19 protein-coding genes and 1 pseudogene are annotated in these 26,308 nt (G+C 37.3%); 7 read left to right on the forward strand and 13 right to left on the reverse strand.

The window, feature by feature from the left end:
• Positions 1 to 85 precede the first annotated feature (85 nt).
• The 5 genes from potC to cbrC form a co-directional block, all read right to left on the reverse strand.
• Entirely contained in the window at positions 86 to 865 is a 780-nt protein-coding gene (potC, locus tag DK866_RS07695; RefSeq protein WP_036934543.1) for a spermidine/putrescine ABC transporter permease PotC, read from the reverse strand.
• Positions 862 to 1,722: a spermidine/putrescine ABC transporter permease PotB gene (potB, locus tag DK866_RS07700; RefSeq protein ID WP_109408433.1), complete on the reverse strand. Its 861-nt coding sequence runs from the start codon at positions 1,720 to 1,722 to the stop codon at positions 862 to 864. The genes potC and potB overlap by 4 nt, the downstream gene beginning before the upstream one ends.
• Entirely contained in the window at positions 1,706 to 2,821 is a 1,116-nt protein-coding gene (potA, locus tag DK866_RS07705; protein WP_109408434.1) for a spermidine/putrescine ABC transporter ATP-binding protein PotA, read from the reverse strand. Before potA ends, potB begins: the two co-directional genes overlap by 17 nt.
• A gap of 519 nt (positions 2,822 to 3,340) precedes the next feature.
• Positions 3,341 to 4,627, reverse strand: coding sequence for a S8 family serine peptidase (locus tag DK866_RS07710; protein WP_109408435.1), 1,287 nt, complete (start codon positions 4,625 to 4,627; stop codon positions 3,341 to 3,343).
• Positions 4,628 to 4,786: 159 nt separating this feature from the next.
• The gene (gene cbrC / locus DK866_RS07715) at positions 4,787 to 5,377 is read right to left on the reverse strand and encodes a PF03691 family colicin E2 tolerance protein CbrC (RefSeq protein WP_109408436.1); all 591 of its coding nucleotides are present in this window, start codon (positions 5,375 to 5,377) and stop codon (positions 4,787 to 4,789) included.
• Positions 5,378 to 5,668: 291 nt separating this feature from the next.
• On the opposite strand from cbrC, the gene DK866_RS07720 reads away from it, so the two are divergent.
• Together DK866_RS07720 and dusA are read left to right on the forward strand one after the other, a co-directional pair.
• Positions 5,669 to 5,851 carry a hypothetical protein gene (locus DK866_RS07720; RefSeq protein WP_109408437.1) on the forward strand — a complete coding sequence of 61 codons (183 nt, stop codon included), beginning with the start codon at positions 5,669 to 5,671 and terminating at the stop codon, positions 5,849 to 5,851.
• Positions 5,852 to 6,430: 579 nt separating this feature from the next.
• Entirely contained in the window at positions 6,431 to 7,456 is a 1,026-nt protein-coding gene (gene dusA, locus DK866_RS07730) for a tRNA dihydrouridine(20/20a) synthase DusA (protein ID WP_109408439.1), read from the forward strand.
• 67 nt (positions 7,457 to 7,523) lie between these two features.
• On the opposite strand, the gene DK866_RS07735 is transcribed toward dusA, so the two are convergent.
• Positions 7,524 to 8,507, reverse strand: a complete 984-nt coding sequence (locus tag DK866_RS07735) for a quinone oxidoreductase (protein ID WP_109408440.1) — start codon at positions 8,505 to 8,507, stop codon at positions 7,524 to 7,526.
• Positions 8,508 to 8,717: 210 nt separating this feature from the next.
• On the opposite strand from DK866_RS07735, the gene dnaB reads away from it, so the two are divergent.
• From dnaB to DK866_RS07750, 3 genes are read left to right on the forward strand one after another with little or no spacing between them, the layout of a single operon-like run.
• The gene (gene dnaB / locus DK866_RS07740; protein ID WP_036934568.1) at positions 8,718 to 10,127 is read left to right on the forward strand and encodes a replicative DNA helicase; all 1,410 of its coding nucleotides are present in this window, start codon (positions 8,718 to 8,720) and stop codon (positions 10,125 to 10,127) included.
• 40 nt (positions 10,128 to 10,167) lie between these two features.
• Entirely contained in the window at positions 10,168 to 11,259 is a 1,092-nt protein-coding gene (gene alr, locus DK866_RS07745; RefSeq protein ID WP_109408441.1) for an alanine racemase, read from the forward strand.
• Positions 11,260 to 11,312: 53 nt separating this feature from the next.
• Positions 11,313 to 12,509 carry an aromatic amino acid transaminase gene (locus DK866_RS07750; RefSeq protein WP_109408442.1) on the forward strand — a complete coding sequence of 399 codons (1,197 nt, stop codon included), beginning with the start codon at positions 11,313 to 11,315 and terminating at the stop codon, positions 12,507 to 12,509.
• A gap of 104 nt (positions 12,510 to 12,613) precedes the next feature.
• On the opposite strand, the gene DK866_RS07755 is transcribed toward DK866_RS07750, so the two are convergent.
• From DK866_RS07755 to uvrA, 3 genes are all read right to left on the reverse strand, one after another.
• Positions 12,614 to 13,963: a serine dehydratase subunit alpha family protein gene (locus DK866_RS07755; protein WP_109408443.1), complete on the reverse strand. Its 1,350-nt coding sequence runs from the start codon at positions 13,961 to 13,963 to the stop codon at positions 12,614 to 12,616.
• A gap of 64 nt (positions 13,964 to 14,027) precedes the next feature.
• The gene (locus tag DK866_RS07760; RefSeq protein WP_088494419.1) at positions 14,028 to 15,359 is read right to left on the reverse strand and encodes an amino acid permease; all 1,332 of its coding nucleotides are present in this window, start codon (positions 15,357 to 15,359) and stop codon (positions 14,028 to 14,030) included.
• Between the two features lie 666 nt (positions 15,360 to 16,025).
• Positions 16,026 to 18,860 (reverse strand): excinuclease ABC subunit UvrA, encoded by a 2,835-nt coding sequence (gene uvrA / locus DK866_RS07765; RefSeq protein ID WP_109408444.1) that lies wholly within the window; start codon positions 18,858 to 18,860, stop codon positions 16,026 to 16,028.
• 252 nt (positions 18,861 to 19,112) lie between these two features.
• On the opposite strand from uvrA, the gene ssb1 reads away from it, so the two are divergent.
• Both ssb1 and DK866_RS07775 read left to right on the forward strand, forming a co-directional pair.
• Positions 19,113 to 19,640, forward strand: a complete 528-nt coding sequence (ssb1, locus tag DK866_RS07770; RefSeq protein WP_088494417.1) for a single-stranded DNA-binding protein SSB1 — start codon at positions 19,113 to 19,115, stop codon at positions 19,638 to 19,640.
• Positions 19,641 to 19,799: 159 nt separating this feature from the next.
• Positions 19,800 to 20,021, forward strand: a complete 222-nt coding sequence (locus tag DK866_RS07775; RefSeq protein ID WP_244179668.1) for a hypothetical protein — start codon at positions 19,800 to 19,802, stop codon at positions 20,019 to 20,021.
• Positions 20,022 to 20,904: 883 nt separating this feature from the next.
• Here DK866_RS07775 and DK866_RS07785 read toward each other — a convergent pair.
• The 4 genes and pseudogenes from DK866_RS07785 to DK866_RS07800 all read right to left on the reverse strand — a co-directional run.
• The gene (locus DK866_RS07785) at positions 20,905 to 22,056 is read right to left on the reverse strand and encodes a response regulator (RefSeq protein WP_109408445.1); all 1,152 of its coding nucleotides are present in this window, start codon (positions 22,054 to 22,056) and stop codon (positions 20,905 to 20,907) included.
• Positions 22,053 to 22,517, reverse strand: coding sequence for a hypothetical protein (locus DK866_RS07790; RefSeq protein WP_109408446.1), 465 nt, complete (start codon positions 22,515 to 22,517; stop codon positions 22,053 to 22,055). The genes DK866_RS07785 and DK866_RS07790 overlap by 4 nt, the downstream gene beginning before the upstream one ends.
• Positions 22,518 to 25,850, reverse strand: a complete 3,333-nt coding sequence (locus DK866_RS07795; RefSeq protein ID WP_109408447.1) for a hypothetical protein — start codon at positions 25,848 to 25,850, stop codon at positions 22,518 to 22,520.
• A 200-nt stretch (positions 25,851 to 26,050) separates the two neighbouring features.
• Positions 26,051 to 26,224: pseudogene (locus tag DK866_RS07800) on the reverse strand (transposase); the annotation flags it as partial.
• Between the last annotated feature and the right edge of the window lie 84 nt (positions 26,225 to 26,308).

Here is a 26,308-nt window from a genome sequence, read left to right on the forward strand (position 1 = left end):
ATATCAAATAGGCAGCTAGCCTACCTCCAACAGATTGGTCATCAAGACCCCAAAAAGTGCGAGAAACTCGCACTAATACATGTCATTATGCTTTGCCAGTTCGGTCTCTTAAGATCAACTGACTAATTAACACTAATACTAAGGATAGACCTAAAAGGATGGTTGCAAGCGCATTCACCTCAGGTGAAACCCCAACTTTCACCATTGAGTATATTTTCAATGGTAAAATCTCATAGCTTGGTCCCGTCACAAAAGAAGAAACCACCACGTCATCCATGGATAACGTAAAGCTTAATAACCAACCTGAAGCCACTGCTGGCATGGCTAATGGCATAATGATTTTACGTAAAATAGTAAATTCACCCGCGCCTAAATCTTTGGCAGCCTCCAACATTTTCACATCAAATCCACTTAATCGTGAGTACACCGTTACTACAACAAAAGGTAAGCAAAATGTAATATGTGAAAATAAAAGCGACCAAAATCCCAATGAAACACCAAGGATCATAAACAGCACAAGTAATGAAATTGCCATTACAATATCAGGTGACATCATGACAACAAACAACATACCACCGACAAATTTTTTGCCACGAAAACGGTAGCGATAGAGTGCAACCGCCGCTAATGAGCCAATCAATGTCGCAAATGTTGCAGAAGTGACCGCCATCGTTAATGAATGCCCAGCCGCTTGAAGCAGGCTGTCATTATTAAATAGAATGGCGTACCAATCTGTGGTAAATCCTTTCCAATTAATCCCGAAACGCGATGAGTTAAAAGAGTTAACTATCAGAATGATAATCGGGATATAAAGATACGCGTAAATAATGGACATAAATCCACCACGCAATAACCGTCCTATCATTCTATTTCTACCTTCTTATGCAGTAGCTTCACGGCTCGGTAATACACAAACAGCATTAATCCCATCACCAATGTTAAGCAAATACTAGTTGCCGCACCGAAAGGCCAATCACGAATATTTAAGAATTGGCTTTTTATTACGTTACCAATTAATAAATTCTTCGCCCCACCCATTAAATCAGCAACAAAGAATAAGCCCATGGCAGGTAACATTACGAGCAAACAACCCGCAATAATGCCCGGCATCGTTAATGGAATAATAATACGGATAAAGGTCTGAAATTTATTAGCACCCAAATCGCGCGCTGCTTCTAAGCAAGGTTTATCTAACTTTTCAATGCTGGAATATAACGGTAGTACCATAAAAGGTAATAAAATATAAACCAGTCCCAGTACAACGGCCTCTGGGGTATAAATAATCCTGAGTGGTTTATCAATAATCCCAATCCACAACAGAAACTCGTTAAAATAACCTTTAGTACTTAGGAATATCTTTAATCCATAAATACGAATAAGCGAGTTTGTCCAAAAAGGTACAATCAATAAAAACAACATTAATGGCTGTATTTTCTTAGGCATTTTTGCAAGGAAATAAGCAAAAGGATAACCTAATAATAAACAAGCTAATGTTGCTACCACCGCCATATTGATTGAATGCAATAATACTTCTGCATACATAGGATCAAATAAGCGATAGTAGTTATCGAGTGTAAAGACCATCTCGACAAGGTTAGCATCATCACGCGTTAAAAAACTGGTCGCAATGATCATGATATTCGGCAAGAAGACGAACACCATCAACCAACCCACAACACCGGTAATTACGATGTTTTGAAATAGTTTACGTGTTTTCTTCATCTGCCAGCACGACCTCCCAGCTTTCAACCCAAGTCACTGCAATTTTTTGGTCTAACGAGTGATCAACATCTGGATCATCTTCATTAAAGAACTCACTGACCATCACTACCTTGCCATTTTCCATTTCAACAACAGAATCTAGCGTCATGCCTTTATAGTTACGTTCACGAACATAACCAATCAGACCAGGAAGGTTTTCAAGATCATGAATTTCTTCAACACGAAGATCTTCAGGTCGAAGCAATACTTTGAGTTGCTGATTTTGAGTTACAGGCAATGAGGTATAAATATCACATTCATGACCTTCAACATCAGCACGAATACGCGCCTCATCAATACGATGAAGAACACGCGCATCAAAGATATTAATTTCACCTATAAATTGCGCAACAAACAGGTTTGTTGGCTCTTCATAAATTTCTCGTGGTGTCCCATCTTGCTCAATACGCCCTTCACGCATCACCACGATCCGGTCTGACATAGTCAGCGCCTCTTCTTGGTCATGAGTCACGAAAATAAAGGTTATTCCTAATTTACGTTGTAAGGCTTTTAATTCATTTTGCATCTGTTTACGTAATTTGTAATCCAGTGCAGATAATGATTCATCAAGCAATAAGACCTTTGGTTTATTCACAACAGCACGCGCAATCGCAACACGTTGTTGTTGTCCACCAGAAAGGTGTGCAGGACGACGTTGGGCGAAATCTTCAAGTTGCACCATACGCAAGGCTTCTTCAACGCGAACATTGATCTCTTCAGCAGGCGTTTTTTGCATGCGTAGACCAAATGCGACGTTTTCAAAAACAGTCATATGAGGGAAAAGTGCGTAACTTTGGAAAACCGTATTTACAAAACGTTGTTCCGCTGGGATATCCGTAATATCTTGCCCATCAAGAATTATTTGCCCATCGTCAACGTCTTCTAAACCCGCAATTAAACGCAAAACCGTCGTCTTACCACAGCCCGAAGGACCAAGGATGGTTAAAAACTCGCCATGGTTGATAGTGAGATCGAGGCGGGAAATAATTTGTTTTCCGTCGAAACCTTTACTTAAGGATTTTAATTCGACAACTGGTGTCAGAGATGTTTTCTCAGTCATTTAAGGTAATACTCTATCCCGAAGAATAATGCAGATAGAACCGCCACTGGAAAAGACTGTGTGAGCTGCCGGAGCATTATGCTCCACAGAAGCCCAAAACCAGCGACGCCGTATGTATAGTACAAGCGGAAAATGATAAACGCAGTGGCGCGAAATTGAAAGCAAAAAGGCGCATAAACAGTGAAAAACTATTCATATTTAAGTTTTTCCTCATAAATCAGGCTTTTTTGTTTTCTAATAAAAAGTTAATAAAATCAGAATGCTACTTATCTAGATAAATATTATAAATCGACTAAGTTTATGATTAAATAATTTTTCTATTATAAGTCAGCTAATTGGCCTATTTTTCTATAAAAACAGAAAAGGATATTGACTGGTTCAATGCTTTTTTTCGACAACTAAAGCATGATAACGGCTCTAAAACCCACGTAATTCTAATAAAAGTTTTATTAATCATTATGATATTTATTAGAAAACACCTCCCAAACAGTAGAAGGTGTTTTGTCGATAACTGTTTTTTCAATGATATTTTATTAATTTTTTTAAGTATAAAATTGCATTATTTACATTGGGTAATGGACCAATCTTGTCCTTTAATAGTGGGAAAGTACCTGTTCTAATTAATAAATCACGCATTTGTACGGGTGTTAACACCCTATTTGTATTGCCTTTATACCAGGATTGGATCATGGCAGCAGCCCCCGCCACCAATGCACTGGCAGACGAAGTTCCACTAAAACTGGCGGTATAAGTATGATTATCATCACTTCGAAAGAGATCACCATAACCTGCTGTTGCAACATCTTCACCCCATGCTTGTACATGAATGGGTGAACCATGCGTTGAAAAAGGTAAGCGATTTAATGTATAAGGTGAACCAGCGCCAACACGTATTGAATTGTTGTCATGGCGTTGGCGGTAACTTTCATAAGCAGGTAAATCAAGATCAACACCACCATTACCAGCAGCCATAATCACAATAATACCTGCATCTGTTAGTGCGCGTGTCGCTTCCCAAATATGCATTTCATAGTCAGCGGGGACATAAGCTTGGTGCTCACAAATGGTTTGCATTTCATATAAAACGATATCGCCCGCATGTAATATGCGTTTACTAGCAACAATCGCATCAATGCGCCCACAGGTTAATTCAGAGATGGCATAAAACATATCGAGTTTATACGCTAGTCCGGTGATCCCTTTACCATCTTTTTTTCCCATTATTAATCCTGCAACCGCAGTACCGTGATCTGCCTGACTCGTTTTTTCATTAAAAGGGAGTAATGGTGTAATATTATCAGTTGATAAATCATGATGAGATAGATTGAAATCCCATTCAATATCGGCAACTTGTATACCTTGACCATATGCTTCTTGTTTCCATGCACCTAAAATCCCCAATCCTATAATCTTATTAATATTAGCTGTTCTTTCTGGATCATCTAAATATTGCTGATACTGAGTAAAATCAGGTGTAATATTAGGAGGTTCAATGGGTTGTATCGGTACAGATTGCACATATTCAATATCAGGATGCTGTTTTAATATTTTGATGACATTCTCTAATGAATATTGATTATTATCTGGTAATTTAATGTAATAGTATTTATTTAAGTCATTAAAGCTTATTGAAATAGAATTAATATTATTTTTAGGAGGTAATTGATGGATAGAAGAAATAACAGGAACCAAGGATATATCAGATAATAAAGAACTATGCTTTTCATGGAAAGTAGGACATGACAGATTTTTATTATCATAATCAGGATTTTTAAATTTTATAAGGATTTTTCTTTTAATGTTCATATTCAATGCTCCTCTTTTTACTTTTGCTTTATAGCGTAAAATATTGAGCAGTGACTATTTCCATTTTTAATAGAGATAATATAAATAGAGTGTTTTATAACAAAATATTAAGCCTATCTTCTAATAAAAATAGACTTAATATTATTTGAATGATATTTATTAACTAAAATCAATATGTAGACGTAACTTTTCACAACAACAACATTTAAATAAATAACCTTGGCATCCACCATCATCCCATAAACGCTCTGATAAATCAGAAAGTTCAAAACCAACGTCTTGAATATCTTGTTCTAAAGAAGCAAATTGTTCTAATTTATCTTTGATATCGTCCCATTCTACATAATCAATAAAGGCACAAGGTTCATCGCAATGTACTAACCAATATTCTTGTTGCCAACCATGATAACCAGGCGTTCGTTTTGTTAATTCATCGAGTTTGTTTTTATCTATAGTAGGTAAAGTAGAACCACAATACTCCCCTTCTTCGTCATAGAGAACTTTTCCGCCTTCAATGCTTGCAATATCTTGAAATTCACCATCAAACTTTTCACTTGCAGAACCATCAGCAATACACCACGGGCATAGTGCATCAATATCTCCTTCTGAGTAGAAAGGGCTACCATAATAGATATCTGTTTCCTTTCCACAACAATCACATATAACGGTATCATCTGTAATAAAAGCACCTGTTTTTATCGGTTCAGGATGATATTTGAAATAAGGTAATGCTCTTTTTTCTATTGGCATTATGTTTTCCTATTTTGTTTTTTGGCTATTCATCTTCGATTTGGTAAAATTCTTTTTTATCTAACTAATTAACTGATAATATTGTTATTTATAATACGTTATAGAATATTACTCAATTATTTTATAAATAATATTTTTGATTTATATAATTAATATTATATGATATTTCTATGAAGTATTATTGTTTTATTGACGGTTATCCCGAATTGTCATTCTACTTTACAGCCAATTATAATATCTCGGTAGAAAGTTGATAGTTTTCTACTCTTTCCTATAAGTAAGGGCTTACATATGAGCACTTCAAATGAAGAAAACATCCTACAGCTGATTGAGACCGGTAATGAAATCAAAGGTCATCCTGTTGATAGCCCAATCAAAGCTGAAATAAAAGAAAATATAAAAAGAGCCTTTGCAAATGCACGAGATAGACAAAAGTGTCTTGAAACGAAAAATATCATAGGCAGAGATTCATGAGTTATTTATAGATATCAGTGATAATTTTGGCTACACCGCAGAAAATTATACTGATGAACTCACTGATCTAATACAGTTATGGATAGAACAAGGGTATGTTGAAATCTATACAAAAGATGAAGATAGGCTATATGGGCGAGTTAAAGATTCATCTTTAGGTCAAGGAGCTATTCCTTTATAACTGGGGCTTTTTCATGCCAGATTAATTGATGGCGATAATGATCCTTTAGTTGTGTTAGTTTTTGAAGAAAGAATCAATCATAAGAATAAAGAAATTTCTCGCATTGCTTCCCTGCGATTCATGCTTGGTCATGATGATATTTTTGGTTCTCATGAGTCTGGTGAGAAATATAACTCTCACTTAATGAAAGCGTTACGTAAAAGGGTTGATGATTTTATTCAGCAAGGTAACCAAGAATAGCTAAATAAGATAGAGACAATTATTTCTTTCTTTATATAATTAAGCTAATTCAAAGAAGATTAACTAAATAGAAATCCTCTCTAATTCATAATAGAGCCTCCCAAATATGATGTGCTCTAACCCTATCTTGTTAAAAAAATAGATTAAAACGGCTAAAAATGCATCAAAACACACCAGACAATAAAATACCAAATACAGAGAAAACTCAAAGCAATTACCCACTTAACCGCTTCTCTGTTGCGCCGATGCTCGACTGGACTGATCGTCATTGTCGTTATTTCTTTCGTCAATTAAGTAAAAATACGTTGCTCTATACTGAAATGGTCACAACAGGTGCCATTATTCATGGTAAAGGTGACTATCTAAAATACAGTGAAGAAGAACATCCAGTCTCTTTACAGTTAGGTGGAAGCGATCCTCAAGCGTTAGCGCAATGTGCAAAATTGGCACAAGAGCGTGGCTATGATGAAATTAATTTAAATGTGGGTTGTCCTTCAGATCGCGTACAAAATGGGCGCTTTGGTGCTTGTTTAATGGGAGATGCACAACTCGTCTCTGACTGTGTGAAAGCCATGCGCGATGTCGTTGATATTCCTGTTACAGTAAAAACACGTATCGGGATCGACGACCAAGATAGCTATGAATTTTTATGTGACTTTATTGATACTGTTAGTCGCGATAATAATTGCGATACTTTTATAATTCATGCGCGTAAAGCATGGCTATCAGGTTTAAGCCCAAAGGAAAACCGTGAAGTTCCTCCTTTAGATTATCCCCGTGTTTATCAATTAAAACGTGATTTCTCGCATCTTACCATGGCAATTAATGGTGGCATTAAGTCATTAGAAGAAGCGAAGGAACACTTAAAATATATGGATGGTGTTATGGTTGGTCGTGAGGCTTATCAAAACCCGTCAATCTTAGCGCATGTTGATCATGAACTTTTTGATAATCAATTGCCTATTGCTGATGCAGTTGCTGCCGTAAAAGCAATGTATCCTTATATTGAAAAAGAACTCTCACAAGGTACTTATTTAGGACATGTGACTCGTCATATGTTGGGTATTTTCCAAGGAATTCCAGGCGCTAGACAATGGCGTCGTCATTTAAGTGAAAATGCTCATAAGCAAGGTGCTGATTTATCTGTATTAGAAAATGCCCTTAAATTTGTGACTGAAAAATAATTGATACATAAGTATTTAAAACCTGTTTAATGGATTTCAAACAGGTTTTAAATCTTACAAACAATAATTAAGGAATAAGTAGGCTTGAACCTTGAGATTGTCGGCTTTCAAGATAACAATGTGCTTCTTTTGCATCCGCTAACGCAAATTTCTGATTATCTGGCACACTGACATCAATTTTACCGCTACCAATTAATGCAAATAATGCTTCACTTGCAGCATCTAGCTCTTCGCGTGTTGTGATATAACCCGAAATGGATGGGCGCGTCACATATAAAGAACCTTTTTTATTCAGAATACCTAAATCAACACCCGTTACTGCACCTGATGCGTTACCAAAACTCACCATTAAACCTCGATGTTGCAAACAGTCTAACGAGTCTAACCAAGTTGCTTTACCAACAGAATCATAAACAACAGGTACTTTTCGATTATTAGTCAACGCTAATACACGTTCAACTATTGATTCTGTTTGGTAGTTAATCACTTCCCATGCACCAGCAACTTTTGCTCTAGCAACCTTTGCATCACTGCCTGCTGTACCTATCATTTTTGCACCAATGGCTTTAGCCCATTGACTTGCAATTAAACCAACGCCACCTGCTGCTGCGTGGAATAAAAAGGTTTCACCCGCTTGTAATTTATAGGTCTCATTGAAGAGATAATAAACCGTTAATCCTTTTAGAAAAGAAGCTGCGGCTTGTTCAAATGAGATATTATCAGGCAGACGCGCCACTTTATTTTCTGGTACATTATGCGTATCGCTATAAGCCCCTAGCGGAGATTGAGCGTACACAACTCGGTCCCCTTCTTTTAGTGAAGTCACTTTAGCGCCTGTTTTGATAATAATGCCCGCAGCTTCAGTGCCTAATCCGCTTGGAAATTGGCTTACAGGATATAACCCACTACGCACATAAGTATCAATATAGTTAATACCAATTGCCTTATTGGCAACCTGAACTTCGTGATCACCAAGAGGAGCAGGTGTAAATGTTGCTAACTCAAGAACATCTGCATCACCATGAGTTGCAAATTGAATACGTTTAGCCATTACTATCTCCTTTGTAGGATGAGAGGTTAAATAAACGAGCGCAAAAGACCTTTAGAGATAATGACAAAGGATAGCTATTTCTACAAGGCACAGATAATTGGGTTAGCGTATACTAGAACGAATTGATCTTTTTTTGCTGTAAAAATAAACAGGGAAGATCAACTCGCTCTCATACACTGACTGACACTTTTTCGATTTTATGCAGGATTTATGGCCAGAAATAAGACCACTGACAAACTGATGTCTGATATCAAAGACCGACAAATGGAGGGATTAAAGCTACCTCCCCATTCGCTGGAAGCAGAACAGTCCGTGTTAGGCGGTCTGATGATAGATAATGAACGTTGGGATAATGTTTCTGAGCGTGTTACCGCAGAAGATTTTTATAGCCGACCTCATCGTACTATTTTCTCGCAAATGCAACGCTTGCTGGAATTAGGTAAACCTATTGACCTAATTACACTATCAGAAGCATTAGAGCAAAATGCCGAGTTAGACAGTGTTGGCGGTTTTGCTTATTTAGCAGAACTTTCTAAAAATACGCCAAGTGCGGCGAACATCAACGCTTATGCCGATATTGTCCGAGAACGTGCGGTTGTTCGCGATATGATAAAAGTTGCCAACGAGATCGCGGATGCCGGTTTTGATCCTCAAGGACGCACCAGTGAAGATCTTCTCGATTTTGCTGAATCAAGAGTGTTCCAAATTGCTGAAACTCGTGCCAACAAAGATGAAGGCCCGAAAGCAATAGAGGCAATTTTAGAAGAAACTGTTGAAAAAATAGAACAGCTCTATCAGAAACCTCACGATGGTGTCACTGGGGTTTCAAGTGGTTATCAAGATCTTGATAAAAAAACCGCAGGATTACAAAAATCAGATTTAATTATTGTCGCGGCACGTCCTTCTATGGGTAAAACCACATTTGCCATGAACTTATGTGAAAATGCGGCAATGACAGAAGAAAAACCCGTACTTATCTTTAGTTTAGAGATGCCTGGTAACCAAATTATGATGCGTATGTTGGCATCATTATCTCGTGTCGATCAGACAAGAATTCGTACAGGCCAGCTTGATGATGAGGATTGGGCGCGTATTTCAAGCACCATGGGTATCTTGCTTGAAAAACGTAATATGTATATTGATGACTCATCGGGTTTAACACCAACAGAAGTGCGCTCTCGCGCTCGTCGAATTTATCGTGAACATGGCGGTTTAAGCCTTATCATGATTGACTACCTACAGCTAATGAGAGTACCTTCATTATCTGAAAACAGAACATTAGAAATTGCTGAAATTTCGCGTTCATTAAAAGCATTAGCTAAAGAACTGCAAGTTCCTGTGGTTGCACTATCACAGTTAAACCGTAGTTTGGAACAACGTGCTGATAAGCGCCCTGTTAACTCCGACTTACGTGAATCGGGCTCTATCGAGCAGGATGCTGACCTTATCATGTTTATTTATCGTGACGAGGTTTATCACGAAAGTAGTGATTTAAAAGGTGTTGCAGAAATTATCATCGGTAAACAACGTAATGGTCCAATTGGTACAGTCCGACTTACCTTTAACGGTCAATGGTCGCGCTTTGATAACTATGCTGGCCCTGCTTACGACGATGAATAATCACTAACCTTGATTTAATTAGAGGAAGTATTGAAATAATATGAAAGCGGCAACCGCAGTGATAGATCGCCGCGCTCTGCGTCACAATTTTCAGCATGTGAGAGACTATGCCCCACATAGCCACCTGATAGCTGTCGTGAAAGCAAACGCTTATGGTCATGGGTTATTAGAAACAGCGTATACCTTAATGGATAATGCTGATTGTTTTGGTGTTGCACGTATTGGTGAGGCATTAACCTTACGAAGTGGGGGAGTTGTAAAACCCATCCTCTTATTAGAAGGTTTTTTTGATATTGCTGATTTACCTATTTTGGTCGTCAACCATATTGAAACCGTTGTTCACAGCCAAGAGCAATTGGAAGCCTTAGAACAAGCTAATTTAGATGAACCCGTAAAAGTATGGATGAAAATCGATACGGGTATGCACCGTTTAGGTATACGCCCTGAAGATGCACAGGCTTTTTATTTACGACTTTCTGCCTGCAAGAATGTACAACAACCTGTCAATATTGTGAGCCATTTTAGTCGCGCTGATGAACCTGATGTTCCTGAAGCAACACAAAAACAAATCTCACTATTTCAAGATTTCATTCAAGATAAAGCCGGTGATAAGTCTATCGCAGCTTCTGCTGGTATTTTATTTTGGCCTCAAGTTCATTATCAATGGGTTCGCCCTGGCATTATCACTTATGGCATCTCTCCGACTGGTGATGAAAGAACGGGCAAAGACTTTGGTTTAACCCCGGCAATGACACTGAAAACAAGTCTGATCGCCGTTCGTAAACATAAAGCGGGTGAACCAGTTGGTTATGGTGGCACATGGGTAAGTGAAAAAGACACTTATCTTGGCGTTATCGCCATTGGTTATGGTGATGGCTATCCTCGCAGTGCACCGTCAGGTACTCCTGTGTGGATTAATGGTCGAAAAGTGCCTATTGTGGGTCGTGTTTCGATGGATATGATCAGCGTCGATTTGGGGACTGAATTGATTGATAGTGTTGGTGATGAAGCTATTTTATGGGGAGATGTGCTACCCGTAGAAGAAATTGCCAAATATAGTGGTATTAGCGCCTATGAGTTGATTACAAAATTAACCTCGCGCGTCATCATGGAATACCTAGACGAACAATAATACACACGATATTGTATCCCTATGACACACTAAAAGTGATTGGAGAAGAAGCCGTGTTTCAACAGGTTGAAGCGTTTCCGGGAGATCCCATTCTCTCATTGATGGATGTTTATAACAAAGACCCGCGTCAGGATAAAATTAATTTAAGCATCGGTCTTTATTATGATGAAGAAGGCAAAACCCCTATTTTAGGAACAGTGTCAGTTGCACGCCAGCAACTCAATGCCATGACACCCACAGCAACACTTTATTTACCAATGGAAGGGCTAGCGCCTTATCGTAGCGAAATTCAAGATCTCCTTTTCGGTGCAGATAATCCTCTAATTGCAGAAAAGAAAATTGCCACAATCCAAACATTAGGTGGATCAGGTGCATTAAAAGTGGGGGCTGATTTTCTGCATCGCTATTTCCCAGGATCAGAAGTGTGGATAAGTGATCCAACTTGGGATAATCATCGTTCTATTTTTGCTGGTTCCGGTTTCAAAGTGAATGACTACCCTTACTTTGATCCTGAAACCAAAGGCGTAAAATTTGAAGCACTATTAGATTGCTTTAAAAAACTGCCTGAAAAAAGCATTGTATTGATGCATCCTTGTTGCCATAACCCAACAGGCTCTGATCTGACTAAAGATCAATGGGATCAAGTTACCGAAGTATTAAAATCTCGCCAAGCAATTCCATTTTTAGATATTGCTTATCAAGGATTTGCTGAAAACTTAGATGATGATGCTTATGCTATTCGTACTATGGCAAAAGCAGGATTACCGATACTTATCAGTAATTCGTTTTCAAAAATCTTTGGGATCTACGGTGAGCGTGCAGGCGGTTTATCCATTGTTTGTAATAATGCCATTGAATGCGAACATGTGTTAGGTCAACTAAAAGCAGGTGTACGTCGCATCTATTCAAGCCCAGCAAATTACGGCGCACAAATTGTTAATAAAGTGCTCTCAGACCAAGTGCTAACAGCACAATGGCAAAAAGAAGTGGCACATATGCGTGATCGTATTAAAGAGATGAGAGTCACTTTAGTGAATGCCTTGAGAGTAGCATTACCTGAAAAGAACTTTGATCACTTATTAACACAACGTGGCATGTTTAGTTATACCGGTTTTACACAAGCACAAGTTGATAGATTAAGAGAAGAGTTTGGTATTTATCTTGTTGGTACAGGTCGTGTTTGTATGGCTGGTGTCAATACAGGTAATGTTCAGCGCATTGCCCAAGCTTTTGCGGCTGTAAGTATTTAAATTACTCACACTCTTTTGCGATAAAAAATACCTGCCTATTCTCATAAGCAGGTATTTCTTTTTACTGCATCATAACTTTCACTGTCATTTTAGGTTTTGACCTTTTATATATTGACAGCCAGTTTCTTTTCCCCAGCATTACGGCGTGCTTTTTCTTCCATAATCTCAATAATTTGAATATCCGTATATTGCATTGCGCGACTGGCTAATGCACAAAGGTTTGCAATTGAGCTATCAACATCATCACTGACAATACCATCAGTACCCGCAACACTTTGATTTTGCATCGCCATTAATACGGCTTTATAAGCACTCGCAGCACTACTCGATACTTTCATTGCACAGCTATTTGATGCGCCATCACAGATAATGCCACTGATATCACCAATCATACTGTTGATAGACATACTCACGGTGGTGAAATCTTTAGTCAGTAACCATGCCATTCCTGCCGCTGCCCCCATTGAAGCTGTGGTTGCAGCACAAAGAGCAGAAAGCGGTGGAAAATGGCTATGGACATAAATCGCCATTAAGTGTGATAAAACTAACGCACGCAATAAAGTTTCATCATCAGCATGGATAAATTCAGCAACAACCATAACAGGTAATGTTGCCGCGATCCCTTGATTACCTGAGCCTGAGTTACTCATTGCAGGTAATACCGCACCACCCATGCGAGCATCAGAAGCAGCTGATGCTCTGATCATGATTTCATTAAGTAAATCTTTACCTAACAAACCTTTTTCTTGTTGCAGAATTAATGTACGGCCAATTGCTAATCCATAGGTGTTTTTTAGCCCTTCTTCTGATAATGCACCGTTTAAATGGGCAGCATTGAGCATAAACTCAATTTCACTCACAGGCACATTAAGTGCGAAGTTATAGATATCTTCGGCACAAACATCAGTAAAAGGTTTTTCATCAGTACATTCACAATTATTGGCAAACGCTGTTTTATCTTCCTCAAAAACAACGTCACCATTACATTCACAACGAACAACATGTGTATGCTCTCTTGCAATACTGACAATGGCATAACCAGATTGACCATACACTTTTGCTTCAGAATAAAGAACATCTTCACATGGTGCTTTCACACCAACAGTGACTTTACCTTCAGCAACCAGTGTTTTAGCTTGAGCAACTGCTTCCGTGGAAGCCTTTAGCAAGACTTCCAGTCCTGCATCAGGATCGCCACCCGTAGCACCCAGAGCGGCTGCAATAGGAAGCCCAGCCATTCCCGTTCCAGGTACGGTTACGCCCATTCCATTTTTCATTAAGTTTGGTGAAACCCAAGCCTCAACACGAACAACTGGCTCGCCTAAAAGTGCGGTTGCTTTTGCCGCTGCCAGTGCTAATGAAATTGGCTCTGTACAACCCACTGCAGGTTTAACACCTTCACGTAACTGGCGAACGAACTGTGACCATAAATGAGAATTCTTGTTCTTGCTCATAATCTAACACCTTGGATTAATTTAGTTTTTTACAACAACATCTAACTAGAACCGAAGTTGGCGACTATGAGAATGCCAAGAACGGAGAGATAACGAGCAGTAAACCGGTAAAGATAATCAGGTATAGTGACGCACCTTTGTATTTGTGTAACATAGGTACTTTGTACACTAAGTATGCAGGGATAAGACAACCCACCATACCGAAGATTGGGCTACAAATTGACGTAAAGCTCAATACTGGCGCATTAAGGATAATGGCTCCCCATGCCAGTAACACAGCGAAAATCATGATGCCGTTTTGTACCCATTTTTGGTTGATTTTCTCTGCTGGGATATAACGTTGCAGGATGTTCATCACAATCCCTTGTGTCGCTTCACGGAAACCTAAGTAGACACCAAAGAATGCAGTCATTACGGCGAAGATGTTCAGCATTACGCTGACAACCGTTACCCAACCACCAGGGAAGAATTTCGCCGCAATCGCTAATGCAGAGATATTTTGCTCATACGCTTTAACCGCTTCATCATGACCCATTGCTAATGTGAATGAGATTGCATAGAAGAAAACAGTACAGAACAACACACCGAAAGCGATGTTCATTGCACGTAACGCTTTATGACGAGCAACTTCACGGTTTTTATTACGACCACGGTAAGAGATAACCATTGGGCTTAATGTTTGGATAAACAGAATTGAAGTCAGTGTAAAAGGTAAAGTGATAATAGCTTCTTTAATTAAACGTCCCGCTGGTGGTAATGCGCCCACATTATAAAGATGCCACATACCAATCATGGAGATCCCTAACGCTGCAACAACAAACAGTTTAGTCAGTACCATAAAGCTTGATACTTTAAACAGTAATTGTTCACCACGAGAAGAGATAGCGACTAAGGCACAAATCAGGATCAAACCATAAAATGGATTTTCTGATAGCAAACCTTCAGTAACACCAAATGTTTGTAAGTAAGAAGCACTGTCATTAGTGATTGCTGTTGAATAAACAAACATCCAAATAACTAACATCACAAAGTAGAGTGCACCTAATAAAATACCCCAGTTTTTACCGAGATAGCCGGTAATAACGCTTGGATAGTCTTTACACTCTGGAGATTCAGCCAACGTATTAATAAATAAGCGTTGGAAAAGGTACATAGCTGGATAACCAATGATCGAAGATAATAGGAAAACCCATAATCCCATCAGGCCTACCTGCACAGGTAAAAATACAATACCTGCACCGATAGCCATACCGATACTCATGATAACCCAGCCCACATCATTGCCGTCGAATTTAATAGCCGCACGCCATTCTTGTTCAGTCATACCTGCGCGGCGAGCGCCAGCACTAGTTGCGGGATAGCTTGTGGTCTCTGTTTTTGAGGAAGCCGTTTCCATATTAGTACTCACTTTTTATATTGTAATTGTTAATAGCAAAACGAATTTTGGGGGTAAAAAAGCTCTATCTAACGTTGCGATATCAAAATAACCTTATTCTTTGCAGGCGTTATTTATTATGGGTAAATGATAGGGAATATTACGGAGAAAAAAGTTGTTATAAATCGTGATAGCCTGAAATGATTTGGAAAATAATTCTCTCTAAAGGAGAAAAGTAGGATTATCTGTTCAAAGAGCATAGTAAATAATAACCTTCCCTCTATTGTAACCTCAAAAAACACACAACAACATGATTAATAAAGAAAAATATCTATTGTTATACAATAATAGTCAAGTATAACAATTGAAACAAATCACCAAATAAACTGTGCTGTCTATCACGATATACTATGATAATCTTTTCTATTTAGCTTTGTTGTATCGTATTTGGTTAAAATTGCGTTACAAAACAGCATGAATAACTATTTAATCTATTTTTTTATAAAAATGAGAATTAATAATATAAAAATATATAAGGAAGTGAATGGTGAAAAGAGAATACTTTTTTCAATAGAATTAAATTCTATCATTTATGATAGATTTACTTTTCTTGAAGAAAAGCGCTACAAACAATAAAGAGTTTATTATCTGTAGCGCTTAGATTATAAGGGAATAAACAGCCTAGTACTAATAACCACGCTCTAGGATTGGCTTTAAGAATCTTGCGGTATGTGAACCTTCAAATTCCGCAACTTGCTCTGGTGTGCCTGACACTAAAATTTGACCACCACCACTTCCGCCTTCAGGACCAAGATCGACAATCCAGTCTGCAGTCTTGATCACATCAAGATTGTGTTCAATCACCACAATCGTATTACCTTGATCACGTAACTGATGAAGAACTTCAAGCAGTAACTCAATATCAGCAAAGTGAAGTCCTGTTGTGGGTTCATCTAAAATATAGAGTGTCTGCCCAGTGCCACGTTTTGACAACTCTTTCGCTAACTTAACCCGTTGTGCCTCACCACCTGATAATGTGGTCGCTGATTGCCCCAAACGAATATAAGACAACCCAACATCAATCAATGTTTGTAACTTACGAGCCAGCGCAGGAACAGCATCAAAAAACTCTCTTGCCTCTTCGATAGTCATATCCAAGGCTTCGTGAATATTTTTCCCTTTGTATTTAATTTCAAGAGTTTCACGGTTATAGCGCTGACCTTTACATTGATCACAAGGAACATAAACATCCGGTAAAAAGTGCATTTCAACTTTTAATACACCATCACCTTGGCAAGCTTCGCAGCGCCCACCTTTTACGTTGAAACTGAAACGACCTGGCGTATAACCACGAGTACGAGATTCAGGAACACCCGCAAATAACTCTCGAATAGGTGTAAAAACACCAGTATAGGTTGCGGGATTTGAACGAGGAGTTCGGCCAATTGGACTTTGGTTAATATCAATAACTTTATCGAAATACTCTAGACCTTCAACATCTAAATAAGGTGCAGGCACAATAGTTGTGGCACCATTTAATTGGCGTTGCGCAATAGGGAATAACGTATCATTGATAAGCGTTGATTTGCCTGAACCTGATACCCCCGTAATACAGGTAAATAAACCTACTGGTAATTTCAGATTTACATTTTTTAAGTTATTGCCTTTTGCACCAAGAATGGTCAGCATTTTTTCTCGATCAACCGGAACACGCTGCTCTGGAATAGCGATACGGCGCTCTCCACTTAAAAACTTACCTGTTAACGAGTTCGGATTATTAATGATATCTTCAAGTGTCCCCTGAGCAACAATCTCACCACCATGAACACCTGCACCAGGGCCAATATCGATAACATGATCTGCTGCACGGATAGCATCTTCATCATGCTCAACAACGATCACGGTATTACCTAAATTACGTAGGTGGATCAATGTTTCAAGTAGGCGATCGTTATCTCGTTGATGTAATCCAATAGAAGGCTCATCTAATACATACATAACGCCCACTAACCCAGCACCAATTTGGCTCGCCAAGCGAATACGCTGTGCTTCACCACCAGATAATGTTTCAGCTGAACGAGAAAGTGTGAGGTAATTTAAGCCAACATTAACCAAAAACTTCAGTCGATCGCCAATTTCTTTTAACACTTTTTCTGCAATCTTCGCTCTCTGCCCACTGAGCTTTAAATTTTGGAAAAAGGTCATGGCATGACCAATGCTGTAATCTGCAATTTCAGGCAATGTTGTATTTTCAACATATACATGGCGAGCTTCACGACGTAAGCGCGTACCACCACATGATGCACAAGGACGGTTACTAATGTACTTAGAAAGTTCTTCACGCACCGCGCTTGATTCTGTCTCGCGGTAACGGCGTTCCATATTATTTAGTACACCTTCAAAAGGATGATGACGAACAACAACATCACCTCGGTCGTTAGTGTATTTAAATTCGATATTTTCTTTACCTGAGCCAGTCAAAACTATTTTTTGGATATTATCTGGCAAGGAATCAAACGGTGCTTCAACATCAAAATGATAATGTTCACTCAGTGAACGCAGCATCTGGAAATAGTAGAAATTACGACGATCCCACCCTTTAATCGCACCACCAGCAAGAGAGATCTCTCGGTTTTGGATCACTAAATCGGGATCAAAAAATTGCTGCACACCTAAACCATCACAGGTTGGACAAGCTCCTGCAGGGTTGTTAAAAGAGAATAAACGAGGTTCTAACTCGCTCATGCTGTAGCCACAAACAGGACACGCGAAATTCGCAGAAAAAATAATGTCTTCTGCATTGTTATCATCCATATCAGAGATAACGGCAGTACCACCTGAAAGTTCTAACGCGGTTTCAAAAGATTCCGCTAGACGTTGAGCGAGATCGTCACGTACTTTAAAACGGTCAATTACCACTTCAATGGTATGTTTTTTCTGTAATTCTAATGTTGGTGGATCAGAAAGATCGCACACTTCACCGTCAATACGCGCACGAATATAACCTTGAGCTGCAAGATTATTCAGTAGCTTAATGTGCTCACCTTTACGCTCTTTCACCACTGGTGCTAACAGCATTAAACGCTTACCTTCAGGCTGTTCAAGCACATTATCAACCATTTGACTGACCGTTTGTGCGGCTAATGGAATATCATGATCAGGGCAACGAGGTTCACCAACGCGCGCAAATAAGAGACGTAGGTAATCGTGTATTTCGGTAATTGTTCCCACCGTTGAACGTGGGTTATGTGATGTAGATTTTTGTTCAATCGAAATAGCGGGAGATAAACCTTCAATGTGATCAACATCAGGTTTTTCCATTAACGAAAGAAACTGACGAGCATAAGCAGAAAGTGATTCAACATAACGTCGTTGTCCTTCTGCATAAAGCGTATCAAAGGCTAAAGAGGATTTACCTGAGCCTGAAAGTCCCGTAATAACAATAAGTTTATCGCGAGGAATGACCAAATTGATATTTTTTAGATTATGGGTGCGAGCGCCCCGTACTTCGATTTTATCCATGAATATATCCCGGATTGAGAGAGTCGCCGAAAAAGAAATAATCGGATAATTATGACACAAAGTTAACTGAATGGATATACAGTATATATAGTGAAATTGAATGATGATGTAAACCTGTCATTTTGAGACAAAAAAATATCGACAATGTTCACAATTGAGAAATTCATCACACGTCATATTCAAATTTTAGCGTACGTGATAAACTTATTCGCTTATGATTTCAAAAAATTTACTTTCGCAGGAGTACCTCACATGGCGAGCAGAGGCGTAAACAAAGTTATTCTTATCGGTAATTTAGGGCAGGATCCAGAAATCCGTTATATGCCAAGTGGCGGTGCAGTTGCCAACCTAACACTGGCAACATCAGAAAGCTGGCGCGATAAACAAACCGGTGAAATGAAAGAAAAAACCGAGTGGCACCGTGTGGTAATTTTCGGCAAATTAGCTGAAATTGCAGGCGAATATCTGCGTAAAGGTTCACAAGTGTATATCGAAGGTCAATTACAAACACGTAAATGGCAAGACCAAAGTGGTCAAGACAGATATAGCACTGAAGTTGTCGTTAACATCGGTGGCTCAATGCAGATGTTAGGTGGCCGTGGTGGTCAAGATGGCGCACCTTCACAAGGTGGCCAAGGCGGTTGGGGCCAACCACAACAGCCACAAGCATCACAACAATTTAGCGGTGGTGCACAATCTCGCCCAGCACAACAACCCGCAGCAGCACCTGCACCAAACAATGAACCACCAATGGATTTTGATGACGACATTCCATTCTAGGATTTACCTAAGAACATTTAGTCATGAATTTTCTATCAAGCCTCTGTTAATTCAGGGGCTTTTTTGCATTTGATATCTCAAAACTGTCAATTTGTTATTGACCCCTTTTTAGAAAATTATGTACCTTGCAGTTGTGTAAAGTTTATGAGGTGTAGGTGCATGAAGAATCACTACGGGCTTACAACATTTATCATGGACAGTGGCGAGCGCTACTGCATGGTGATGAATCGTTCTTCTGGCCTTCCCGTGTATTACCCTACTCTTTATTTAACGACACAACTCCGCAATAGATGGGATGCTTTTTCAACGATGTCAGCGACGACTAGCAATCTGGTTGTTTTGCTACGCTTTTTAGATATTCGTGGAATTGACCTTGAGTAGCGTTTTTTGACCAAAAATTTATTAAAACCACATGAGCTGGACGACCTGCGAGATTTTGCTCAGCGTAAGCAAGCAAAGAAGCCATTAAATAAATCCTCTACCCTTTGGTCTGATGAACCGGAGGTACAAACAGCAGTTTGTTATCTGGCAATACAATGCATACAAACATGGAATGACAGAACATCAACTTAATGCGCAACTGACAAAGATTGACCGTGAGCGTTCTGATGGAGAAAAAAGATAACTGTTAAGTCCGGTGACGAGTTTTGTGTTTTGCATAGGTGAGTTTTTTAGCTTGTGTAAAGGATGAGATAATTAAGCTAATAAAAAGTTAAGGAACAAAATGGTAATATTGGGCTTTTAATGGGGGAATAGTTTGTTCTTGACTAGGGCTATATATTACAAGGGATAGTTGGCTTAAATAATAAAGTTAGAATGAACATTGTATTTAAATATAGGCTCCTGAAGTTGGAGTCTTTTAAGAATCTGTTAGCTTGAACTATAAAAGTCAATCAGTAAAAAGCAATGATGCTCTGTGCTCTTGAATGTTTATACCATGGTATTTTCTTTGATTCCCACACATAAAACAAGAACAAGGTGTACGGTAAATTTTTCCTACAAATTTAGGTGTCTTAGCTATCGTACTTCCTATATCTATTTCGCTGGGATTTTAAACGAAATATATGATAGCGACGCCAGGCTCGACTTCTAAGTATTTAGATTTACCCCAATTTTCTAGCGCAACGTCATGCCACGCCCTTATCAACCTTTGGAGAGTGATATCAAAATTATTATTTATTAATGCCTCTAGAATTTTCAATTATATTAATCACTATCAAACAAAATTGGTTATGCTTACATTATACGTCTAACATTAATTTTGTCATTGCAAATAAAGAATGAAGATTAGAGCTATTACAGGAATATATGTGGCCTTGACTAGTGGAGCAATTAAATTCATCACAGAGTCAATGCTCTCAGCGAAGATATTAGTGCCCCTCATGTCAAATAGATCAACGTCTGAGTTCTCTATCGCATTAAACCAGCTGCGCAATATATTATTCTTTTCAGAAAAGAAAGTACTATGCCCCCCCTTAAAAAAACGATTTACTAACTTCTCGTGATAGCCATTAAATCCTATTCTACCTGCATGACCGAGTCCAAAACAAAACATATTGCTAAATATAAGGGCTTTATCGTCATAGGCACAATCATTAATCAGTTTCAGAGTTTGCGTTTTATCTATAAAAGCAGAAATGTCGTAATCTTGTTTTAAAACACTGCCACATAGAATTATATTATTAATTGCTGGAGGGAACAAAAAATTAGCATTATTCAAAGCTGTTATCGTCATGTATGTTCCAAAACTATGTGAAATGAAATTAAGTTCAGCTGTCGGGTGTTCTTGGCATATTTTTATTACAAAATCCACATAGGCATTCAATATTTTTTTACGAGTCCGCGGCAGAAGTATTTTAAAAGCTGAAAAGTGAGGATATCTAAAAGGAATAATCTCTTTGGCCGTATCTTTAAAAATTTCGGTTACTTGTGATTGCCATTTCCCACTAGTCATAATCCCATGAGTTAATATGATGATTTTATCATGACCAGCTCTCTCTGCTACACTTGTAGTATCTTTAAGTATCCATTTTAGTTTTTGCGAAAGGATATCCTTCCAGGTATCGACATTATAATCATAAATATTAAAATCAAATTTTTGAAACTTAGGTCTTTCATTTTCTGACAAATCTGAAAATTGTGTTAACCCAATAACATGGCTGGGTGTTAAAAAGTATGGACTCGTCAAGTTATATAAAATCTTGGAGCCACCATCCGGGATTGGATGGCCTGATTTTCGTAACGGCAAACTCAAATCAAGTAAAAGAATGTCATATTTTGTTTCTCTTAAAAGAGTAAGTGCATCATTAACATTATCAACAGTTTTAATACTTAATGGCATGACACCTTCATTGATTAAAAAGGTTATGATATCCTGTGCTTTATTGTCATCATCTTCAACAATGAGAATGTTCATTTTAGTTCCATTTTTAAAATAAAGTTATCTAATTTTGACTTCCAAGAGTCTGATTGGAAATCAAATAAAACCGAGCCCTTTATAATATCTGGATAAAGTCCATTTATTTCATCAAATATATCATCGATTGAAGTTAGTTGATTGTGCCTCCCAAAAACTTCAAACTGAGTAACTAGTATGACGGGTGAGCAAAGCTTCCTATAGGCCATGGACGAAATTATTTCCTTCCCAGCTAAAGGTCTGTTTCTGCTTTCACTAACTGTAGCGGACTTGTCATTTGAATCAAAAGTAGGCATGGTCATATCTAACAGGATTAATGAGAAAACATTCTCAAATATTTGCTTTCTAGTTGAATTAAATGAATAACTCTGGCTTATATCCGCATCAGGAAATTTATTTTTTATATATGCGCTAAGGATGTCTTGTTTATAAATGCTATCATCAGCAATAAGAATTTTCAATTATTTTTCCTTAATTGGTTCAATGTCTTCGATAATAATTAAAACTTCAAATTTCTTATTTGAATATACAACGCTAACTCTATTTTCAACTTTTAGATGATGCGTGATGATTTTTTTTACTTTATAGATACCACTGCCATTATCTTTAGTAGAATTATCAATCCGATTTTCGGCAAGATCTTCATTTATTTGTACGATTTTCTTGCATTGTTCTTCCTGTAAATCAAAATCTAAGGTGTTTGTAAAACTCAGTTGCAATGAATTATTATGCTCATTAATATTGTAAGTGATAAGGTAATTATCACGAGGATTTGAATGTTTTAGTGCATTATCTATAATTAAGGTTAAAATCATAACTGTATCGGTAAAATATTGACCGAGAAAATTAGATGTAGAGTTGTTATATCCACTTAAATTGAACTTTAACCAGGGATAGTATTGACTAGCAGCAGACTCTGCTTTTTTAAGTGCAACGTTTAAATCAAAATTTGTTTTAGTTTGTTTAGCCCAGTCAAACCACGTTCTTAATTGGATAAATGATTCTTTCAACTCATCCTTTGATTTTGATACCGCACGCTGAATTGCTATAACATCCAACCCATCACTTTCAAGTTTATCCTTGAGATTTTTTATTTCTTCAAACATTTCCTTTTCAATTGAATCCACGAACTCTCCTCTTGCAATAGCCATTTTCTCATTCGTCTGCTTGTCAAGATAAAGGAATACATCATCAATTAACGTTTCTGCAGATAGAGAGTCGATTCTACTTGCTACAGACGCTTGGTAGTCAGGTTCAAGCGAAAACTCGAATAGTTTAGAGTTGTAACCAAACTCACCAGTATTTATATGAACTTTATTTTTTGCTTGGTTAATTATTGCATTTGCCTTTTTATTAAAATCGACCAAAGCATTGTCTATGCCATCAAGGATTGAATCCTTAAAATATCCAAAATCTGTACGCCAAACTGGGTTGGGTGAGAATTTATTTTCATCATGTTTTTTAGCTGAAATATTGTTACGTTTAAGAGGCGCCCAAAGTAAATTAACAAATCCTCCATGCCTTATTCCCATGTTCAATGATTGATCGAGACCATATAGCTTATCCAAAGTATAATCGTTTGTGATTTTATATAATAATGCCATTACACCATTGAAAAATTCGTTATCAGAACTATAAAATAATGCATCATGTTCTTCATCTATATCCTGTATTTGATATGACAAATCACGCTCTTCATATTTTTTCAATATATCTAAATCATTTTTCACTTCGTCATTGATTTTATTTCTTATACTAGTTTTATCTATGTATATTCTGCCAGCGCCAGCCTCATGGGAACATAAATTAATAACAATTTTATTCAGAAGAGATCGAGCTTCCTCAAAAATAAAGCTGCATTTTTCAATATTATAAGAGTTTAGATTAGACAGCAAAATTCTATTAATGGATACTCTAAAAAAGAGTACATCACTATCAGTGTTGAAAAATGTACTCATGCCATCAAGAACTTCTAAATTTAATATTCTCTCTAATAAAAAAGAGTTTATATTGGGATTTTCAAATTTAATTTCATGATGTTCAAAAATACCAAGGTTATTAAAGTAATTCTCGCAAATATCTGATAGAGGTTGGGTGTAATCGTTAGAAATATATTGGTTGTAATAGTGTAAAATTATAGCTGAATTCAGTAGTTTATTATTGTCAGTGGTGAATGTAAGATTTTTTATAATGTCGTTAACTATAATTTTTATTGGTAAAGTTTTAGGATTCGTCTCCTTTAATAATTCCGTGGCCATAATTTCATTAGCCTTATCAGTATTGCCTAGTTTGTAATAGCACTGTATTATTTTAGAGCGTGCATATGATTCATCACGCGAATTTAGCATTTTATAGTATTTTAGTGCTTGCTCATATTCTGTTAAGTGATATAAGTGATCAGCTGTATATTTATTTTTTCGCCAATCCGGTATTGATTCGTTATTAATGATATCTTTGCTGAGTTCATCAAGATCCATTATGTTACTGTTAAGTGAACATAAGTCTACAAAACTGTATTTTTTATGAGTGTTACTATCACCTTCAGCGTTATAACTTGCTAGAACACAGTTTAGGATGAATGACCAATTATAATCATTCAGTACTTGACTTATTTTCATTAACTGCGCAAGGGAGTTCTCAGTGTCATTATCTAATGTAATATTAATTATTAAATTGATGATCTCACCCAAGACATTATTAAAGGAACAGTATTTCTCAAGTTGTATTAATGATTTCGCGTAAGGGATATAGATAACAGATAAGTTAGGTTCGTCAACCAGTGTACGTTCACATAAATCTACTACTTCTTCATATGACTCCTCAAGGTAAAGCATTATGATTTTTTGGTATAAAACCTGACCCTCATTTATTCTGTTACCATTAAAATCACGCATATTACTTACTAAGTTTTTTAGCTCTTTATCATCGATGAGTAAATTTAATTGCTCTAAGGTGGATTCTGATTCATCGGATAGTAAACTACAATTTTTCAAATATAAAACAAATCTCAAATAGGAAATATATTGGTCTATTATTCTTATGTCATAGTCATTTTTATATATGTTAATTATTGATTCATAGTTGGCTGAAGGGTCGAATAAATGTCTGTAACAAATTGTATCGATCGCATGAAAAATGCCATCCAACCTCACTTCCTCAATCATTTTTCCAATAGAAAAAACGTATCTTTCAGCCGAGATATTCCTGTTGCATCTTACTACCTCATATCCTATGCGAGATTTAGAATATGAATGTTCGAGTAATTGCATTTCTTTAGATATACGGTTGAATTCTGCCAAATCTTTTTTGAAATAGACTAGTATCATTTTGTTTGTTAAACTCCAAAAAGTTTTCCCAAACTTATGCTCTATTTCGTCTAATAGTTTTGCTGCTTCACCAAATGATGAATTCATAAGTGATTTAATGAATTCATTTCTCATTACTAGAAATTCATTAATTTCATTCGAGAAATATGATAATGTGGTTGTCACCCAATTTATGACATCCGTGCTTGTTTCTTTTTCAATTACGCGTACCCGACTGATTTTAAATATATTTTCGTCATTGGATATATATCTTGCCCGCATTAACTTATCGGCACCTTCAATGCTTAAGAAATTTTTGTAGGCATGTATAGCTGCTGTAGTAGAAGTCTGTCTTAGTAGTGATAATTCATTAAATATAATTGATGTTTTTTCTTCATCTGTTTTATTTTGCTTAATTATTTTTTCAAATTTTCGTTTTTGGCTTTCTATCTTGCTTCTCACAGAGGTAAATCTTTTGTTCCTTTTCATTATGATTCCTTTTGTAATAGAATATGCTAATTTGGAGACAAATCATAAGGAATATATTTGCATTTAGTCTGGCTGGGAATTTAGTGATTCTATGAAATATATAACTGTTAGGATGATCAGTGGAGTATTGTTTTAGTGCAAATTTTTAAGTCTGGCACCTCATCCTCAAACCCATTAAGCTGTTTAATATCAGTAGGTTACACATCATCACATTTTGATTTCCAGTTGTAATACGTGGCGTTACTGATCCCATTCTGACGACAAATTTCTTCGATCTTCATGCCGGAATCAATCAGCTTTAAAATACTGACAATCTGCGATTCGGTAAACGTGCTTTTTTCATCATGACCTCTGCTGTTTTCAGGGCAGAAAATCTAATTATAGTTGTTCCATTTTAGGGGAAGTGGACAATTGTAACAGACTATAACTCAGAGTTGGACGCATAAGAAATGAAAAAT

Source organism: Proteus genomosp. 4 str. ATCC 51469, assembly GCF_003144375.1.
Classification (GTDB): domain Bacteria; phylum Pseudomonadota; class Gammaproteobacteria; order Enterobacterales; family Enterobacteriaceae; genus Proteus.